Annotated in this window: 11 protein-coding genes; 3 read left to right on the plus strand and 8 right to left on the minus strand. The window is 63.1% G+C overall.

All coding sequences use genetic code 11. The features are described from left to right. The first annotated feature begins 155 nt into the window (after positions 1–155). Complete coding sequence (gene tkt, locus LRO94_RS16380) at positions 156–2,210, plus strand: transketolase (protein WP_179178848.1); 2,055 nt, start codon at positions 156–158, stop codon at positions 2,208–2,210. 114 nt (positions 2,211–2,324) lie between these two features. Here tkt and uvrA read toward each other — a convergent pair whose 3' ends face one another. From uvrA to LRO94_RS16415, 7 genes are all read right to left on the minus strand, one after another. Continuing rightward, positions 2,325–4,844 carry an excinuclease ABC subunit UvrA gene (gene uvrA / locus LRO94_RS16385; protein ID WP_179178847.1) on the minus strand — a complete coding sequence of 840 codons (2,520 nt, stop codon included), beginning with the start codon at positions 4,842–4,844 and terminating at the stop codon, positions 2,325–2,327. A gap of 8 nt (positions 4,845–4,852) precedes the next feature. After that, the gene (locus LRO94_RS16390) at positions 4,853–6,553 is read right to left on the minus strand and encodes an ATP-binding protein (RefSeq protein WP_095184534.1); all 1,701 of its coding nucleotides are present in this window, start codon (positions 6,551–6,553) and stop codon (positions 4,853–4,855) included. Between the two features lie 90 nt (positions 6,554–6,643). Beyond that, a complete protein-coding gene (locus LRO94_RS16395) occupies positions 6,644–9,736 on the minus strand; it encodes an error-prone DNA polymerase (RefSeq protein ID WP_218777326.1) in 3,093 nt (1,030 codons plus the stop codon). After that, positions 9,712–11,124, minus strand: a complete 1,413-nt coding sequence (locus tag LRO94_RS16400; RefSeq protein WP_099602265.1) for a Y-family DNA polymerase — start codon at positions 11,122–11,124, stop codon at positions 9,712–9,714. The genes LRO94_RS16395 and LRO94_RS16400 overlap by 25 nt, the downstream gene beginning before the upstream one ends. Before the next feature lie 7 nt (positions 11,125–11,131). Next, complete coding sequence (gene imuA / locus LRO94_RS16405) at positions 11,132–11,746, minus strand: translesion DNA synthesis-associated protein ImuA (RefSeq protein WP_095184532.1); 615 nt, start codon at positions 11,744–11,746, stop codon at positions 11,132–11,134. Next, positions 11,746–12,363, minus strand: a complete 618-nt coding sequence (gene lexA, locus LRO94_RS16410) for a transcriptional repressor LexA (protein ID WP_032886583.1) — start codon at positions 12,361–12,363, stop codon at positions 11,746–11,748. Before lexA ends, imuA begins: the two co-directional genes overlap by 1 nt. Before the next feature lie 852 nt (positions 12,364–13,215). After that, positions 13,216–14,127: a LysR family transcriptional regulator gene (locus tag LRO94_RS16415; protein ID WP_032886585.1), complete on the minus strand. Its 912-nt coding sequence runs from the start codon at positions 14,125–14,127 to the stop codon at positions 13,216–13,218. A 204-nt stretch (positions 14,128–14,331) separates the two neighbouring features. On the opposite strand from LRO94_RS16415, the gene LRO94_RS16420 reads away from it, so the two are divergent. Then, on the plus strand, positions 14,332–14,730 hold the full coding sequence (locus LRO94_RS16420) for a helix-turn-helix domain-containing protein (protein ID WP_095184531.1): 399 nt from the start codon (positions 14,332–14,334) through the stop codon (positions 14,728–14,730). Between the two features lie 58 nt (positions 14,731–14,788). Beyond that, positions 14,789–17,551 (plus strand): ATP-binding protein, encoded by a 2,763-nt coding sequence (locus LRO94_RS16425; protein WP_179178845.1) that lies wholly within the window; start codon positions 14,789–14,791, stop codon positions 17,549–17,551. Here LRO94_RS16425 and LRO94_RS16430 read toward each other — a convergent pair. Next, a complete protein-coding gene (locus LRO94_RS16430) occupies positions 17,498–18,967 on the minus strand; it encodes a winged helix-turn-helix domain-containing protein (RefSeq protein ID WP_032886589.1) in 1,470 nt (489 codons plus the stop codon). The genes LRO94_RS16425 and LRO94_RS16430 overlap by 54 nt on opposite strands. Between the last annotated feature and the right edge of the window lie 23 nt (positions 18,968–18,990).

Below are 18,990 nucleotides of genomic sequence, written 5' to 3' on the forward strand. Positions count from 1 at the left end.
TCAATGGCCTACGCCCTTGAAGCTAGACCATTGCAAAGGGTCTTGTCATGTTTGAAGTCAATACGTCCCCGTTCGTCGCGGCAACGGCAATGGGATCAAACCTTCGCGGCGCCCGGCCCTCCACAGTAGATCGTCACTTGAGGGAGACCGGTTTCATGACTAACGCCGCAACCACTGTCGACACCCTATGCATCAACACCCTGCGCACCCTGGCGATGGACGCCGTGCAGAAGGCCAACTCCGGCCATCCGGGCACGCCCATGGGCCTGGCGCCGGTGGGATACACGCTGTGGAGCCGGTTTCTGCGCTATCACCCCGAGCATCCCGACTGGCCCAACCGTGACCGATTTGTGTTGTCAGTGGGGCATGCATCCATGCTGTTGTATTCGCTGCTGCACTTGGCCGGTGTGAAAGAGATTGATGCCCATGGCAAGCGCACCGGGCACCCGGCGATCAGCCTGGACGATATCAAGCAATTCCGTCAGGCCGACTCCAAGACGCCGGGGCATCCGGAATACCGCATGACCACAGGCGTGGAAACCACCACAGGCCCCCTTGGCCAGGGCTGCGCCAACAGCGTGGGCATGGCGATGGCCGAGCGTTGGCTGGCTGAGCGCTTTAACCATGACGGCCAGGTGCTGTTCGATTACAACGTCTACACCCTGTGTGGCGACGGCGACATGATGGAGGGCATTAGCAGCGAAGCGGCGTCGATGGCCGGCCATTTGAAGCTGGATAACCTGTGCTGGATCTACGACAACAACACCATCAGCATCGAAGGCCACACTGAGCTTGCCTTCAGCGAAGACGTGATCAAGCGTTTCCAGGCCTATGGCTGGCACACCTTGCACGTCACCGATGCTAACGACTTGCAGGCACTGAGCGCAGCCCTGGAGACCTTCCAGGCGAATACCGGCGCGCCGACGCTGATCGTGGTCGACAGCGTGATCGGCTACGGTTCGCCCCACAAGCACAACACCGCCGCCGCCCATGGCGAGCCGTTGGGTGATGACGAAATCCGCCTGACCAAAGCTGCGTATGGTTGGCCTCAGGATTCCAGCTTCCTGGTGCCCGATGAGGCGCGCACGCTCTTGCGCGACGCGCTGCACGCCCGCGCCGAACCGCTCTACCAGCAATGGAACCAGACCCTGGCCCGTCTCGACCCTCAATTGGCCGATGAACTACGGCGGATGCGCGCCGGGGAGATGCCCGAGCACTGGCAGGCTGACCTGCCCGACTTTGCCGCCGATGCCAAGGGCGTCGCCAGCCGCGCGGCGGGTGGCGAAGTACTGAATGCCTTTGCCCAGCAAATCCCCTGGCTGCTCGGCGGCTCGGCGGACTTGTCGCCTTCGACCAAGACCAACCTCACCTTCGACGGTGCCGGGCGCTTCAGCGCTGATGACTACAGCGGGCGCAACCTGCATTTCGGTATTCGCGAACACGCCATGGGCGCCATCGCCAATGGCATGGCGCTGTCGTATTTGCGGCCGTACACCTCGACCTTCCTGGTGTTCAGCGACTACATGAAACCGCCGATCCGTCTGGCGGCGATCATGGAGTTGCCGGTGGTGTTCGTGTTTACCCACGACTCCATCGGCGTGGGTGAAGATGGGCCGACGCACCAGCCCATTGAGCACCTGACGCAGTTGCGCGCCACGCCAGGGTTGCTGACCCTTCGCCCTGGCGACGCCAACGAAACCCTGGAGCTGTGGAAAGTTGCGCTGGCGCAAACCCATCGGCCGAGCTGTGTGGTGCTGTCACGCCAGCCGCTGCCGACTCTGGATCGCACGCAATACGCAGCGGCGACCGGTGCAGCCAAAGGCGCTTATGTGTTGGCGGGGGCGGATAAACCCCAGGTAATTTTGATCGGTACCGGCAGCGAAGTCAGCCTGGCGGTGGCGGCCTATGAACAGCTCAAGGGCGAAGGGATTGCCGCACAAGTCGTCTCGATGCCGAGCTGGGAGTTGTTTGAAGAACAGGACCAGGCCTATCGCGACAGTGTGTTGCCGCCGGCGGTGACGGCGCGCGTAGTGATGGAACAGGCTGGACCTTTGGGGTGGGACCGCTATGTCGGGCAAACCGGCGCCAAGGTGGTGATGAACAGCTTCGGGGCTTCGGCGCCGTTGGCGAAGTTGCAGGAGAAGTTTGGGTTTACGGTGGAACATGTGGTGAAGCAGGCCAAGGCACAAATCCAACTGACCAGACACTGATCACTCTGTGGGAGGGGGCTTGCCCCCGATAGCTATCTGTCAGGCACTTGATGGGGTGACTGACCCACCGCTATCGGGGGCAAGCCCCCTCCCACATGTGGACCTGTTTAACTGTTAGTTCAACGCTCGGGCCAGGAATGGCGCAGTCCGGCTTTTCTTGCTCTTGGCAACTTTTTGCGGCGTACCGCTGGCTACCACTTGCCCGCCCGAATCCCCTGCCCCCGGACCGATATCGATCACCCAGTCACTCTGGGCCACCACACGCATTTCATGCTCGACCACCACCACCGTATGCCCTGCATCCACCAAGTGATTGAGCTGGCTGAGCAGGCGATCCACATCCCGTGGATGCAGCCCGGTCGTTGGCTCATCCAACACATACAAGGTCGACCCACGGGCATTGCGTTGCAGCTCGGTGGCCAATTTGATCCGCTGCGCTTCACCCCCGGACAGTTCGGTAGCCGGTTGACCCAGTCGCAGATAACCCAGGCCGATATCCCGCAGCACCTGCAACGAGCGCAGTACCCCTGGCTGCTCGGCAAAGACCTCGACTGCCTGCTCGACGGTCAGCCCGAGCACCTGAGCGATGCTCAAGCCTTGCCATTTGATCGCCAAGGTCTCGGGGTTGTAGCGCGCGCCATGGCAGGTCGGACAGGGTGCGTACACACTCGGCATAAACAACAACTCGACGCTGACAAAGCCTTCGCCCTCGCAGTTCGGGCAACGGCCTTTGGCGACGTTGAAGGAGAACTGGCCCGCATCGTAATGGCGCTTCTTTGCCGCAGGCGTGGCGGTGAACAGTTTGCGCACGTTGTCGAACAGCCCGGTGTAGGTCGCCAGGTTGGAACGTGGCGTACGGCCGATGGGTTTCTGATCCACCTGCACCAGGCGTCGGATCTGTTCCAGCCCGGCGCTGATGCGCCCGCCACTGGTTTGCGGCGTCTCATCTTCCAGGCTCGGCTCTTCGTCGTTCTCCACCACACGCCCAAGGCCACTGCCCACCAATTCCAGCAGCGCCTGGCTGACCAGGCTGGACTTGCCCGAGCCGGAAATGCCGGTCACTGAGGTGAAGCAGCCCAAGGGAAAATCCACGTTCAGACCATTGAGGTTATTGCGCGTCACGCCCTCCAACTTCAACCAACCACTGGGTTCGCGGCGAGAGGGATTTGATGTACGCCGCTCGGCGAACAAATACTCACGGGTCTGCGACGCCTCTACGTCAGCCAACCCAGCAGGTGGCCCGCTGTACAGCACTTGCCCGCCATGCTCGCCAGCGGCCGGGCCTACGTCGATCAACCAGTCGGCGCGGCGCATGGTTTCCAAGTCGTGCTCCACCACAAACAACGAATTACCGGCGGCCTTCAAGCGCTCAAGCGCGGTGAACAAAGCCTCGCCATCCGCCGGATGCAAGCCCGCCGAAGGCTCATCCAGCACATAGATCACTCCAAACAATTGCGAGCCCAATTGCGTGGCCAAGCGTAAACGTTGCAACTCCCCGGACGACAAGGTCGGTGTGCTGCGCTCCAGGGACAGATAGCCCAGGCCCAATTCGATCAAGGTGCTGACCCGCTCCAGCAAGTCCTGGGCGATACGCTGCGCAGCCAGGCGCTTCTCCACCGAGAGCTTCATCGTGTCCTGCCCCGCCGCCACCGGCCGCAGCAGTTCGGCCAGCTGCGACAACGACAGCTGCGACAACTCGCCAATATCCACCCCGGCAAACTTCACCGAGAGCGCCGCCTTGGTCAGCCGCTTGCCTTCACACAGCGGGCAGGCGCTGCCCTGCATGAACTGCGACACGCGCTTTTTCATCAGCGCGCTTTGGGTGTGGCTGAAGGTGTGCAGGATGTAGCGCCGCGCGCCGCTGAACGTGCCCTGGTAACTAGGCTCCAGCTTGCGCTTCAACGCCTCGCGGGTTTGCTCCGGGGTGAAACCTGCATACACCGGCACAGTGGGGGTTTCTTCGGTGAACAGGATCCAGTCGCGCTGCTTTTTCGGCAGGTCGCGCCATGGGATATCCACGTCATAGCCCAAGGTCACCAGAATATCGCGCAGGTTCTGGCCCTGCCACGCCAACGGCCAGGAGGCCACCGCGCGCTGGCGAATGCTCAGCGAAGGGTCGGGCACCATCAGCGCCTCGGTCACTTCATACACGCGGCCCAGGCCATGACATTGCGGGCACGCACCCTGGGGCAGGTTCGGCGAAAAGTCCTCGGCATACAGCATCGCTTGCCCCGCAGGGTAGCTGCCGGCGCGGGAATAGAGCATGCGGATCAGGCTCGATAACGTGGTGACGCTGCCCACCGAAGATCGCGCGCTGGGCGTGCCACGCTGCTGTTGCAGGGCCACGGCGGGCGGCAGGCCTTCGATGCTGTCCACGTCGGGCACGCCAACCTGGTCGATCAGGCGCCGCGCGTAAGGCGCCACCGATTCGAAGTAGCGCCGCTGGGCCTCGGCATACACCGTGGAAAACGCCAGGGACGACTTGCCCGAACCCGACACGCCGGTAAACACCACCAGGGCATCCCGGGGAATATCCACGTCGACGTTTTGCAAGTTGTGCTCGCGGGCGCCGCGCACCCTGACAAAGCCTGGGTGTTGGGCAGTGATCGCAGGGATGTTGCGCTGTGAAGTCATGGTCAACCTTATCGTGCGGTGAGCACGCTGCGCACCCGTAGCGTCAGGGCTTCGGGGCTGTAGGGCTTGCTCAGCAGATGAATGTCGGGGCTCAGCAGGTGGTTGCTGGAGAGGATGTCGCGGGTGTGACCAGAAGTGAACAGCACCGGCACGGGCGGGGTTTGTGCACGGGCCCAGGCGGCCAGGTCGGTGCTTTTAAGGCGGCCGGGCATGACCACGTCGGTAAAAATCAACTCGGGTTGCAGGCCAGCTTTGAGCTTCGACATGGCCTGGTCGCCGTCCTCGGCGGTGATCACGGTGTAGCCCGACTGTTCGAGCACGTCCACCACCGTCAGGCGCACGCCTTCATTGTCTTCGACCACCAGGATCGTTTCCTGGCCGCCTACGGACGCAACGGGCTCGTCTGACGCTTCAAGGCACTCCTCGCCCAGGCTGCGCGGGAAGTACAACTGCACCACGGTGCCCTGGCCTTCTTCGCTGCTGACCTCGACATGCCCGCCACTTTGACGCACAAAGCCGAACACCATGCTCAAGCCCAGGCCGGTACCGTGACCGTCGCGCTTGGTGGTGAAGAACGGTTCGAACACCCTGGCCTGGATCCCAGGTGGCATGCCCACCCCGGTGTCGGTGACCGCCAGGCGCACATATTCTCCAGGACTGACGCTTTTACCAATGCAATCGCCGGGGTTAAGGATGATGTTTTCGCCGCTGATGCGGATCACCCCCTCACCTTTCATGGCGTCGCGGGCATTGATCGCCAGGTTGAGCAACGCATTTTCCAACTGGTTACGGTCGACGTTGATGCTCCAGGAGTCCTGGGGTAACTGCACATCGATATGAATGGTTTCTCCCAGTGCGCGCTGCAACAGTTCGCCAAGGCCGGCATAGATGCGTTGCGGGTTGTACACCGCCGGCGACAACGGCTGGCGGCGGGCAAAGGCCAGCAGTTGCGCCGACAGCTTGGCCCCGCGCTCCACTGCCGCGATGGCCGCGTTGACGCGGCGCTGCACCTGGGCATTGTCTGGCTCATGGCGGGCCAGCAAGTGCAGATTGCCGGCGATCACTTGCAACAGGTTATTGAAGTCGTGGGCCACGCCGCCGGTGAGGCCGCCGATGGCTTCGAGTTTTTGCGATTGGCGCAACTGGTCCTCGGCACTGGAGCGCGCCTGCACTTCAGCGGCCACCCGTTGTTCGAGGTTATGGGTGAGTTCCTGGCGCACCTGTTCGGACTTCACCAGTTCGGTGGTATCGACCACAATCGCCAACACGCCGGCCGGTTGCTGGTTGTCGCCGGCGACGGGGCTGTAATACAAATCCAGCCACACGGTTTCCGGCTGGCCATTGCGCAGCAGCACCAGGTCTTTGTTGTTGAAGGACAGAGTGCCGCCGGCCAGACAGGTGTCCACCACATGGCGATTGAAATCCGCCACCTCCGGCCAACCCAACTCCACCGGAGCCCCCAGCAAAGACGGGTGGCGGCCGCCGGCAAAGACCGAGTAACTGTCGTTGTAAATCATGTACCCGGCCCGCCCCCACAACATCACCATCGGCATCGGCGATGCGAGCATCATCTGCACGTTACAGACCAGGCTGGTGGACCACTGGTTAATGGGACCGAGGTCCGTGGTCGACCAATCGAAGGCGCGAATGCGCTGGGCCATTTCACCGGCCCAACCTTCACAGCCGTGGGGGTTGGATAAAAATTGCATCGTTCGGCTCAGTGCAAAAGAGAAGACAGTCGCCATTTTTGGAGCTTACACGGAGCAGATGGTTTCATCTGGTATTAATTTGGGGTCACCTCAGTGGAAATCCCGGCTGCGCACAGACATGCCTTCCAGCAACGGCGTGAGGTCGGTGAGCCGCCCGGCGATCAGATGGCGCACCTCGCCGACCGCCTCCCAGCGCCCGTCTACCTTGAGCAAGCGCGACCCCACCAGCGCCTGGCGCTGACGTTCGGCCAGGTCGCGCCAAACCACCACATTGAGATTGCCGAACTCATCTTCCAAGGTGACAAAGGTCACACCGCTGGCCGTGCCCGGACGTTGCCGCCCCGTGACCAACCCCGCGACACTCACATTACGCCCATGCTCCACCGCCATCAGCTCGCGGGAGCTGCGACAACGCCGCTTGCGCAGCTCATCGCGCAACAACGCCAGCGGGTGCGGGCCGAGAGTGGTGCCGACGGTGGCGTAATCAGCCTGCAAGTCCTCGCCGACCGTCGGTGCGGGTAAAGCGACCACGGCTTCGTCGGGGCTGGGCAGCCCGGCGAACAGCCCCAATTGTTTGTGCACCCCCGCCACGTCCCAGCGGGCTTGGTGCCGGTTTCCAGCCAGGGCACGCAGGGCGCCGGCGTCGGCCAGCAACGCCTGGGCACGGGCGTCCAGACCGGCGCGCTGGTCCAGATCGGCAATGTCGCTGAAACCTGTGCCAGGGCGGGCGGCCTCGATGCGCCGACCCTCCTCTTCACGAAACCCCGCGATCATGCGCAAGCCCATACGGATCGCCGGTTGCTGACCGTCAATGGGTTCCAGGCTGCAATCCCAGTCGCTGGCCTGCACATCCACCGGGCGAATCTGCAAGTGATGGCGCCGTGCGTCCTGCAGTATCTGGTCCGGGCTGTAGAAACCCATAGGCCAGCTGTTGATCAACGCGCAGGCGAAGGCCGCCGGCTCGTGGCATTTGAGCCAGCAACTGGCGTAAGTCAGCAAGGCGAAACTGGCCGCATGGGACTCAGGAAAGCCATAGCTGCCAAAGCCCTTGATCTGCTCGAAAATCTGCGCGGCAAATTCCTCGGTGTAGCCGTTTTTCAGCATGCCGGTGCGCAAGCGGTCCTGATGGGGTTCCAGGCCGCCGTGACGTTTCCACGCGGCCATGGAGCGGCGCAACTGGTCGGCCTCGCCAGGGCTGTAGTCGGCGGCGACCATGGCGATCTGCATCACTTGCTCCTGGAACAGCGGAATGCCCAGGGTGCGCTTCAATACGCTTTCAAGTTCCGGTGACGGGTAGGTGGTTTTTTCTTCCTTGTTACGTCGTCGCAGATACGGATGCACCATCCCTCCCTGGATCGGACCGGGTCGCACAATAGCGACCTCGATCACAAGGTCATAAAACGTCTGCGGCTTGAGCCGGGGCAGCATCGACATCTGCGCCCGCGACTCGATCTGAAATACGCCAATGGTGTCGGCCTTGCTGATCATCGCGTAGGTGGCCGGGTCTTCCTTGGGGATCGTCGCCAGGGCCAGGTCGAGGTTGCGGTGGCGGCGCAGCAAATCGAAACAGCGGCGAATCGCACTGAGCATGCCCAAGGCGAGGATATCCACCTTGAGCAGGCCCACGGCATCCAGATCGTCCTTGTCCCATTGGATAATGGTGCGCTCGGCCATGGCCGCGTTTTCCACCGGCACCAGAGTGTCCAGCGGGTATTCGGAAATCACGAAACCGCCGGGATGTTGGGACAGGTGCCGGGGAAAACCGATCAGTTGCTGGGTGAGCGTGAGCACACGGCGCAGGATCGGGCTGTCCGGGTCGAAGCCGCCTTCACGCAGGCGTTCCAGCGGAGGCGCATCATCACTCCAGCGCCCGCAGCAGTCGGCCAGGGCGTTGATCTGGTCCGGCGGCAACCCAAGGGCCTTGGCCACATCGCGCACCGCACCGGCGGCGTGGTAGCTGCTGACCACCGCCGTCAGCGCCGCGCGGGTGCGGCCGTAGCGCTGGAAAACGTACTGCAGCACTTCTTCGCGGCGTTCGTGCTCGAAGTCCACGTCGATATCCGGTGGCTCGTTGCGCTCCTCTGACAGGAAGCGCTCAAACAGCATATTCGTCAGGCTCGGGTTGATCTCGGTAATGCCCAACGCAAAACACACCGCCGAGTTGGCCGCCGACCCGCGGCCCTGGCACAGGATCGAACGGCTGCGGGCGAAGCGCACAATATCGTGCACGGTGAGGAAATAACTTTCGTAACCCAGCTTGCTGATCAATGTCAGTTCGTGATTGATCTGCTGCATGGTCTTGGCGTCGATTCCGTGAGGCCAACGCAGGGCGATGCCTTCTTCGGTGACGGCGCGCAGCCAGGATTCGGCGTCATGCCCCTCGGGCACCAATTCGCGCGGGTAGTGATAACGCAACTGGCCGAGGTCGAAGGTGCAACGGCGGGCGATGACCAGGGTTTCATCGAGCAAGGCATGGGGGTACAGCGTGCCCAGGGCATCAAGGCCGCGCAGATGCCGCTCGCCATTGGGGTGCAGACGTGTGCCGGCTTCGGCCACCGGGACGTGATGGCGGATGGCGGTCATGGTGTCTTGCAGGGCGCGTCGACCGCGTGCGTGCATGTGCACATCACCACAGGCCACCGCCGGGATATTCAGGTTGGCGGCCAGGTGCAGGCGCTGCTCCAGATGCCGCGCATCGTCCTGACCGCAATGCAGGTGCACCGCCAGCCACAGGCGCTCGGCAAACGTGCGGCGCAGCCATTGGATCGAGGCCTGGGTGTCGCTGTCGTCGGCGACCCATAGCGCCAACAGGCCGTTGAGCGGTGCGTCGAAGTCTTCGTGCAGCAGGCGATAACTGCCTTTTTCCGCACGCCGCCTGGCCAGGGTGATCAGGCGGCACAGGTGCTGGTAACCGCTGAGGTTTTCTACCAGCAGCACCAGTTTCGGGCCGTTTTCGATGCGCACTTCGCTGCCGATAATCAGCGGTAACTCCACCGCCTTCGCCGCCTGCCACGCACGCACGATGCCTGACAACGTGCATTCATCAGTGATCGCCAAGGCGCTGTAGCCCTGACGCTTGGCGCGCTCGAACAACTCCAGCGCGGTGGACGCGCCGCGCTGAAAACTGAAATTGGACAGGCAATGCAGCTCGGCGTAGTTCATGCAAACCAGCCTTGCAGCCACAAACCATCGCCCTGCCCCACGCTGCGGTAGGCCCAGCCTTGCTGACCGGCGCGGGTCTGGATCAGGTAATAGTCACGGCGGATATCGGCGCCGTCCCACCAGCCGGATTCGATACGTTCCGGGCCCATCAGAATCTGCACACCTTGCTCGGTCAGCAAGGTGGGTTCCCTGAGCAGCCAACCGGGGCGGTGCACCTTGTTCAAGGTCGGGCATGTGCGACTGTCGGCCGTTGCTTGCCAAGCGCACTCGGGGCGATGGTCGGCATGAAACCGCAGGCCTTGTACCGCCTCATCTCCAAGGCGCGCGCGCAGGCGTTCGCGCAATTGCTCCCAGGGCAGGGTCTGTTGCGGGCGGTCGTCGAACAGGTCCTGGCGCTGCGGCACAAACACCGGCAAGTCCTGGGCCACCAGGCGAAAACCGCGCACCGGCGCGGTGACTTGCACTTGCTCCAGGCGCCCACGGGCCAGCTCGAACAGCATCGCCGGTTCGCGCTCGGCGCTGAGCAGGCCGACCTTGATTACACTGTCGGGCAACTGGGCGTGCTCCAGGTGCAGGTCAAAACGCTGCACGCCACTGTCGCGTCCGCAGAGAAAGGCGGATAAATCACCGGTCAAGCGCCGCAGTGGAAACAGCAGCGCCTGGTGGGACTGCACGTCGAAATTCAATTCGATGCGCACATCGAACTGGTCCGGCGGCTGGTAAAACCCAAGGGCCAGCGGGCGTTGCCCGGTCAAGGCATCCAGGTGCTTGAGCAGGCCGGCATCAAAGCGCCGTGCCAGGGTGTGCCGGGGCAAGGCCTGCACCTGGGACAGGGTGCGCAGGCCCATGCGCGACAAGGCGGTAGCGGCCTGAGGCTCAAGGCCGGCGCGGTCGATGGGCAGTGGTGCGAGGGCCTGCATCAATGCCTCATCGTCGATGGCCAGACCGTCGTAAATATTGGCCAGCACCCGCGCCGCCGCCGGGTTGGGCGCGGCGACGATGCGGTGACGAAAGCCCAGCTCGGTCAATTCTTTGCGCAAGCGCGCTTCGAACTGCGGCCAGGGACCGAACAGGCCCAGGCTCGATTCGATCTCAAACAGCAACGCACGCGGGTAATGCACACTGACCTGGGAACTGAAGCGATAGGCCCAGGCTGCCAGGAACTGCTGCCAGCGTTCGATTTCCACGGGGTCGTATTCGGCGCTGGCAAAAGTCTTGGCCAGGGCATGGGCCGCCGTCAGTGAAAGGCCTGGACGCAGGCCCAAGGCGCGGGCGGCGTCGTTGACGGTTTGCAGTACGCGCCGCTGTGGCGTACCGGCCAGCAGTGCGAGGGGTTGGTCGGGCTCGGGGTGCACACGCTGCACCCCATCCAGCGCCAATTGCGGGAAGACAATACACACCCAGCGCATAGCAACCTCAGTGCCCCGCCAACGCAATCGGCGCCGGATGGGCCAAACCGCCACGGCACTTGATCACTCGTACTTGGGCGGGTTTCGCATCGACCGCCAAACGCAGGGCAGCAGGCGATGAATTGACCCCCTCACTCAAGGCGCGCCAGGCAAACGCCAGGGTCTGGCCGGTTTCTGCTGCCACCTGCAAGCGCCGCAGCGCCCGGTCATCGGCCTTGCGCGGCCAGCACAGCACCGCGCCGCAACTGCCGGAGCGCAGGCACTGCTCCACGGCCCACAGCGCATCACGTTCCTCGGCCTGGATCACTGAAAGCTGGCGTACATCCACCCCGGCGTTCTGCCAGGCATGGGGATACGGCGTATACGGCGGCGCCACCAACACAATGCGCTCCCCCGCCTTTGACAGGCGCGCCAGGGTGGGCAGCACCAGTTGCAGTTCGCCGATGCCCTCCTTGGCCATGAGGATTTCACTCAAAGCCGATTCAGGCCAGCCGCCGCTGGGCAGCACCGCATCCAGCGCGGCCAGCCCGGTGGGGTGCACACTGGCGGGAGGCGCGGCCGGCCGGCCTTTCCAGACGCGGCCGCCATTGAACAGCGCGTCCAGGGCAACGACGGCGCCCATCAGCCTTGCCTCACCAGGCCGCAGAACACCCCTTCGATGGCCAGGTCCTGATCAGGGCCCACCACAATAGGTTGATACGCGGGGTTGCGCGGCAGCAGGCGCACGCGGTCGCCACTGCGTTCGAAACGCTTGATGGTGACTTCGCCATCCAGGCGCGCCACCACGATCTGCCCGTTCAAGGCCTCGGCACTGCGGCGTACGCCTACCAGATCGCCGTCAAGGATGCCGTCTTCGATCATCGAATCGCCCTGCACCCGCAGCAGGTAGTCGGGGGTTTTCGCGAAGGTGCTTGGGTCGAGTTGCAGGCGACTGTGCACTTCGGCGTCAGCACCGATGGGCAGGCCGGCGGCGACTCGGCCGAGCACGGGCACGTCCAGCCACTCCGGACGCATGGGTTGGTTGAGCAGGCGAATACCGCGAGCCTGGTTGGGGTTGACCTCAATGAAGCCGGCTTCGGTCAGGGCCACCACGTGTTTGCGCGCGACGCTGCGGGAGGCAAAGCCGAACGCCTCGGCAATCTCGGCGAGGCTGGGGGGCTGGCCTTGTTGCGCGATACGGTCGCGGATGAAGGTCAGGATGGCGGTGCGGCGGGGAGTCAGGGTCGTCATGGAGTACATTTGTACTCTTATGGGAAATTTCTTACAAGAGCCGGTAGTCGGGGGGTGGGGGGTTGAGTTGAGTACATATCCGTTGGTTAGGTAACGGCTACTTATGGTTCCGCTCTTACAGCGGCTCACTTTTGGAAGAGCCCAAAAGTAAGCAAAAGGCTCTCGCCCCAACACTCGGCACCTCGCCTAGGCTCGGTGTGCCCGCACTCCGGCTTGAATCCGTGGGCCGCCGCGATGGGCCATCCATGGCCCAGCGCGGCTAACCCGGCGTCCTGCCGGGTTACCCACGGATTCAAGCCTGCGTTCGGCCAGCGTGTTTGACGGGGCGCCTGAGATCAAGATCAAAAGCGCAGATCAAAAGACCGCTGACTTCGTCAGCGAAAAGGATGTAAGAGCCAGATCAAAAGCACATCAAAAGCAGAGCAAAAGCAGAGCAAAAGCAGAGCAAAAGCAGAGCAAAAGCAGAGCAAAAGCAGAGCAAAAGCAGAGCAAAAGCAGAGCAAAAGCAGAGCAAAAGCAGAGCAAAAGCAGAGCAAAAGCAGAGCAAAAGCAGGACAGCAGGCTAGGACCTATCTGTCTGATCTATGGAGATCAAACTGTGGGAGGGGGCTTGCTCCCGATGAGGGTGGGTCAGTCACAGCTGCATCAACTGACACACCCTCATCGGGAGCAAGCCCCCTCCCACATTTGGAATGCGTTCGGCTTAAGAACCCGGTCGCCTCTAAGGCCGCCGCGCTCTTGCTTTTGATCTGAAATCGCCCCGTCAACCACGATGGCTGGCATTCCGGCCTTTACAAAAGTGACCCGCTGTAAGAGCGGAACCATAGGCGGCCGTTACCGCAGCAACGGATATGCACTCAATCAACCAACTCCCCCCGCCATATGCTCGGCAATCCTCAATCTCAACCAACGCTCCGCCGGATCATTGTCATGCACCCCACTCCACACCATCGACAACTCCGCCGCATCAATCGCAAACGGCGGATCCTCTGCCCGTAACGTGGTGCCCTCGGTCAACGCACACGCCGCATAATCCGGTACCGTCGCAATGATCTGCGTTCCCGCCAACAACGCCCGCAACCCGCTGAATTGCGGCACCGCCAGCACCACCCGCCGCGCGCGGCCGATACGGGCCAAGTCCAAATCGATGTTGCCGCTTAAATCCCCGGAGAACGACACCATCGCATGGGGCCGTTCGCAATAATCATCCAGCGTCAGCGGCGCCACCCCGTCATCCCCACGCAATACCTTGCACGGGATATCCCGCAGTTTCTTGCGCTTGGCATTCGCCGGCAGTTCAGTGGTGTAGCTCACCCCCACCGAAATCTCGCCACTGGCCAGCAGCGCGGACATCAGCAAGTAATTGGCGCGGCGTACCACCACGATGATGCCGGGGGCTTCTTCGCGAAGCTGACTGAGCAACGGCGGAAACAAGCCAAATTCGGCGTCGTCGGACAGGCCGATACGGAACACCGCACAGCTGGTGGAAGGGTCGAAATCCTTGGCGCGGCTGACCGCGCCGGAAATGGTGTCCATAGCCGGTTGCAGCTCCTTGAGTATCGCCAGGGCGCGCGGCGTGGGCTCCATGCCCCGCCCGTTGCGCAGCAGCAACGGGTCGTCGAACAGGTCGCGCAGCCGGCCTAAGGCCGCACTTACCGCCGGTTGGCCCATGAAGAGTTTTTCGGCGACCCGGGTCAGGTTCTTCTCGAACATCAACGCTTCGAAAATCACCAGCAGGTTCATGTCGACGCGACGCAGGTCATTGCGGTTCATGGCGGTATCCAAACGGTTAGCAGACTGCCAGCTAAGCACGCAAAACAAGGGGTTGATTGCATGTCTGTGCTGTCTTTTCCGTGACTGCACCTGACGAAATTAACAACGATTAACTCGTCAGCCAGACGGTACGGCAACAAGATTGACGCCATCTACACTGCATCCATTCACCGGGAACGCTCCCATCGACTGCGGATATCCGTCATGGCCCGAACTGAGCACTGCGCTCCTCGCTTATCCGCTACCGGCGGCCTATGCCCCCGGCGCGAGCGTATCGCCAAGCAATTGATCCTCGCCAACCTCGGCGAAAGCCTGGCGATTGCCGACCTGGCCCAGGCCTGCGCGCTGTCGCGCAGCCATTTCTCCCGTGCATTCAAGTGCACCACCGGGCTGTCGCCCCAGGAATGGATACGCCTGCAACGCATCCAGCGGGCCAAGGAACTGATCACTCAGTCTTCCCTGAGCCTGACGCAGATCAGCTTGGAATGCGGGTTCTGCGACCAGGCACATTTCTGCCATATGTTCACCCGCAGCGAGGGTGTCAATCCGATGACCTGGCGAAACCACCAACTGCGTCACAAGCCTCAAGAGATCGCTGCCTAGTGGTCTGCAAGCACCTGGAATATGCTGGCCGCTTACTTTCTCCAGAGCATGGCCACCCATGAGTGACCAACGCGATCAGGCCGTGCACTTCGGGCCGTACCGTATCCATCCCCACCAGCGCCTGGTGCTGGAGGCTGGTCGTCCGTTGCGCCTGGGGCGGCGGGCCGTGGATATCCTGCTGATCCTGCTGGAGCAGGCCGGTAATGTGGTGAGCAAGCAGGAGCTGATCGCTCGGGTCTGGCCCAAAAGCGTGGTAGAGGACGGCAACCTGCGGGTGCATATAGCGGCGTTGCGCAAGGCGCTGGGCGATGGCCAGGCCGGGCAGCGCTATATCGTTACGGTGGCCCAGCGTGGCTACAGTTTTGTTGCGCCACTGAGCATCGAGCCGATGAGCCTACCCACAGAAGGCACGCCCCAACGCCCCTGCCACAACCTGCCGCTGCGCCGCACCCGCATGCTCGGCCGCCAGGCGCTGATCGACAGCCTGGTGCAGCACCTGCCCGAACAACGCTTTATCACCCTGACGGGCGCCGGCGGCATCGGCAAGACCACCGTGGCGTTGCGCGTGGCGGAATTGCTGATCGGCCATTACCGCGACGGTATCCGCCTGCTGGACCTGGCGCCCCTCAGCGCGCCGTCGATGATCCTGCCCAACCTCGCCGCCCTGCTCGACCTGACCCACACCGAGCACGAACCGCTGGCCACCTTCGCGCGCCGCCTGCAAGAGCGCCAGGTGCTGCTGGTGATCGACAACTGCGAGCACTTGCTGGACGACATTGCGCTGATCAGCGAAACCCTGCTGCGCCATGCCCCAAAACTGCACATCCTGGCCACCAGCCGCGAAGCATTGCGCGCCGAAGGCGAATCGGTGCAACGCCTGGAACCCCTGGCCTGCCCACCCGCCACCGGCAACCGCGCCCAGGCCCTGGGCTATCCTGCCCTGCAACTGCTGATCGAACGCGCCATGTCCCATCAGGACAGCTTCGAACTGAGCGAAGCCGAACTGCCCCTGGCGATTGATATCTGCCAGCGCCTGGACGGTATTCCCCTGGCAATCGAATTGGTGGCGGCGCAGATCGAGCGCTTCGGCCTGCCGGGGTTGCTGGTGCAGATGGAAGACAATTTCCGCCTGCTCACCCGTGGCCGGCGCAGTGCCCTGCCCCGGCATCAAACCTTGCGCGCGACCCTGGATTGGAGCTTCGACCTGCTCACGACGTGCGAGCAAATCTGCCTGCGCCGTCTCGCCGTGTTCCGGGGTGGTTTCAGCCTGGCCAGCGCGGCGGCGGTGATTGCCGGAGAACAGATCGCACCGACCGAGGTGCTGGGCTCGATCACTCAACTGGTCGCCAAATCCTTGCTCAATGTGGAGCCCGGCGATGACGAGATGGTCTACCGCCTGCTGGACATCACCCGCACCTACGCCCTGGAAAAACTCAGTGTCGCCGACGAGCTTGATACCACCCGTGAACACCACGCCAACCGCTGCCTGGCGCTGATGGACCAGGCGCAGGAAGATTGGGAGCAGATCGCTACCCAGCCGTGGATCGACCGCTATGCCCCGCTGCGCGAAGACATCCGTGCCGCCCTCGACTGGGGCCTGGGCGACCAGGGTGTGCACGTGCTGGGCATTCGCCTCACCGTCAGCGCCATGCCGTTGTGGCAGGAGCTGTCGCTGCTGCGCGAACACGGCCTCTACGTGAGCAAGGCCCTGGCGCGACTGGGGCAATCGAGTGCGCCGAGCCAGCGCTTGCACATGGCATTGCAGTTGGCCTTCGGCAGTTTCTCCTATCACGCCCAGGGCAGTACGCCGCAGACCATAGACGCCTTTGCCTGCGCACGACGCCTGGCCGAAGCTGACAAAAACCTGCCCGGCCAACTGCGTGCAGTGTCGGGGCAAATGGCGGTCAGCCTGTGCAGCGGCAACTACCGTGAGGCGTTGAAGCAAAGCCTGCATTTCGACCAGTTGGGGCCACACACCGAGTCGTTGCTGGCCCTCAGCGCCCAACGCCTGCGAGTACTGGCGCAGCACTTCGCCGGCAATCAGGTGCTGGCGCAGCACAATGCCGAACAGGTGATCCAGCGCATGGCCCAGAGCGGCCATCTCAACCGGTTTACCCATGGCTTTGGCGTGCAGTACGACCAAAGCGTGGCTTCGCTGACCATCCTCGCGCGCATCCTGTGGCTGCGCGGTTTCCCTGAACGCGCGTGGCGCACTGCAAGCCAGGCACTGGCGCTGGCGTTGCAGATCAACCACGGCACGTCGATCTGCTACACCCTGGCCCTGGCTGGGGTGGTGATCGCTCAGTACAACGGCGATACGCTTGCGGCCCGCGATCATTTGGACCTGCTGTTGCAGCAGGCGCAAAAACATTCAGTGCAGTTGTTCCACACCTGGGCGCAATGCTACGAAGGCACGGCGCAGATTGCCGAAGTACAAGGGTTGGGCCTGGTCGAGGACATCCTGGTGACCTTCAACGCCATCGCAGTGGATGACGCCCTGTTCGAACGCGCCCGAAGCGGTGCGGCCGGCTGGTGCACACCGGAGATTCTGCGCGTGCGCGCCGAGGCCATGCCCGATGCCCAATCAGCCGAAAGCCTGTTGCTCGAAGCCCTGGGCCTGGCGCACCAGCAAGGCGCGCTGGCCTGGGAGTTACGATGCGCAGACAGCTTGGCGCGGCTGTGGCACAAGCAAGCTCGTGTGCAGGCCGCGCGCGACCTGCTGGGTTCAGTCTATGAGCGGTTTACCGAAGGCTTCGCCACCCAGGATCTAATCCGCGTGCGCCGCCTGCTCGACGAGTTGCAAGACAAACGGCCGGCCTGAAAACGGCCCCAGGTAATGCCCATAGCCCTGTTGCAAGCGTGCTACCTGCTGCGGGTCGCGCAGAAGTGCCAAGGCGTAGCTGCGCACACTGTTGAGCAGGCGATAGCGCGGATAACCTGGGCCGGGCTCAAGGTTCAGCAGTGAGGTGTCGACCAGCCGACTCAACAAGTAAGACAGGTCGGCATGCTCCAGCTCCGTGCCGACCACCAGCTCACTCAAGGTGGGCAAAGTCACCGCCATTTTGAACAGGCTCATCTGCAGGAACAGCCAGCGTTCCGGCAAGCTCAAGCGCTGGTAGGTCCAATCCAGTGCGGCGCTGAGGGATTGGTGGCGCTCAACCGCTGTGCGGCGCCCCCGCGTGAGGATCTGCAAGCCCCTGCACACTTGCGCCTGCACACCACGGACGCCAAGGGCGTCCACTTGGGCGGCGGCCAGTTCGAGAGCCAGAGGAATACCGTCGAGGCGCCGGCAGATATCACGCAGCGGTGCCAAGTCCTGGGGCCGCAACACAAACCCCTGCTGGCTGGCACGCACCCGTGCAACAAACAACTGCACCGCCGGACTCACCATCGCCTGTTCAACGCTGCCCAACACCGACGGAGCTGGAAGCGCCAACTGGGGCACGCGCAACACCCATTCGCCCGGGGCACGCAAGGCTTCACGGCTACTGACGAGCACACTGATCCGGGGCGCGTGTTCGCTAAGCACACGCAGCAGATGTCGACAGGCGCCAAGCAGCAGATCGGCGCCATCAAGTACCAGCAATAATTGTCGGGAAGCCAATTGACGGCACAGTTCAGTGGCGCTGCCGCTGGGCTCGAGATGCAGGACCGTGGCCAGGTGGCGCAGCATCATCAGCGGCGCCTCGACGGTGGCCAGGTCGACCCACCACACACCGTCGCGGTAGCGCGGCAACACGCGCTCGGCCAGGGCCAGGGCCAAGGTGCTCTTGCCCACGCCGGCGCATCCGGTGAGGGTCATCAGCCGCTGCCCGGACAAACGCCGTACCAGCACGCCCAGCAGTTCATCACGGCCAATCACCGGGCTGAGCCGCGTGGCCAGGTTGTGCCTAGGCAGCACCGCTGCGGCCACGCCTTGCACGGGCGCAGCGAAGCAGTAGCCGCGCTGGAGGTCATTGAGGATAAACCGTTGCCCGTCGAGGGCACGGCGCAGCGCGGCGATGTGCACCCGCAGGTTGTTCTCTTCCACCACGCTATTCGGCCAGACCCGCTCGATCAGGGTGGCCTTGCTGAAAAATTGCCCAGGCGCTTCCAGCAGCATCGCGAGGATATCCAGCGCCCGCCCGCCCAACGGCACCGGCCAACCCGCCTTGCTGACCAGTCGCTGCTGCCGGTGAAAGGCATAGGCACCGAAGCGCACCGTGCTATCCGCGTCAATCGCCTGAGGGTCGTTCATGTCTGCAATCGCGCTGAAACACC

The organism is Pseudomonas sivasensis (genome assembly GCF_021391435.1).
GTDB classification, from domain to species: domain Bacteria; phylum Pseudomonadota; class Gammaproteobacteria; order Pseudomonadales; family Pseudomonadaceae; genus Aquipseudomonas; species Aquipseudomonas sivasensis.

Bases quoted from the DNA above. Each gene is read 5' to 3' on its own strand.
- tkt (WP_179178848.1), top strand. From the start codon at position 156: ATGACTAACGCCGCAACCACTGTCGACACCCTATGCATCAACACCCTG.
- LRO94_RS16415 (WP_032886585.1), bottom strand. From the start codon at position 14,127: ATGAACCGCAATGACCTGCGTCGCGTCGACATGAACCTGCTGGTGATT.
- lexA (WP_032886583.1), bottom strand. From the start codon at position 12,363: ATGTACTCCATGACGACCCTGACTCCCCGCCGCACCGCCATCCTGACC.
- LRO94_RS16390 (WP_095184534.1), bottom strand. From the start codon at position 6,553: ATGCAATTTTTATCCAACCCCCACGGCTGTGAAGGTTGGGCCGGTGAA.
- LRO94_RS16420 (WP_095184531.1), top strand. From the start codon at position 14,332: ATGGCCCGAACTGAGCACTGCGCTCCTCGCTTATCCGCTACCGGCGGC.
- imuA (WP_095184532.1), bottom strand. From the start codon at position 11,746: ATGGGCGCCGTCGTTGCCCTGGACGCGCTGTTCAATGGCGGCCGCGTC.
- LRO94_RS16400 (WP_099602265.1), bottom strand. From the start codon at position 11,124: ATGCGCTGGGTGTGTATTGTCTTCCCGCAATTGGCGCTGGATGGGGTG.
- LRO94_RS16425 (WP_179178845.1), top strand. From the start codon at position 14,789: ATGAGTGACCAACGCGATCAGGCCGTGCACTTCGGGCCGTACCGTATC.
- LRO94_RS16430 (WP_032886589.1), bottom strand. From the start codon at position 18,967: ATGAACGACCCTCAGGCGATTGACGCGGATAGCACGGTGCGCTTCGGT.
- uvrA (WP_179178847.1), bottom strand. From the start codon at position 4,844: ATGACTTCACAGCGCAACATCCCTGCGATCACTGCCCAACACCCAGGC.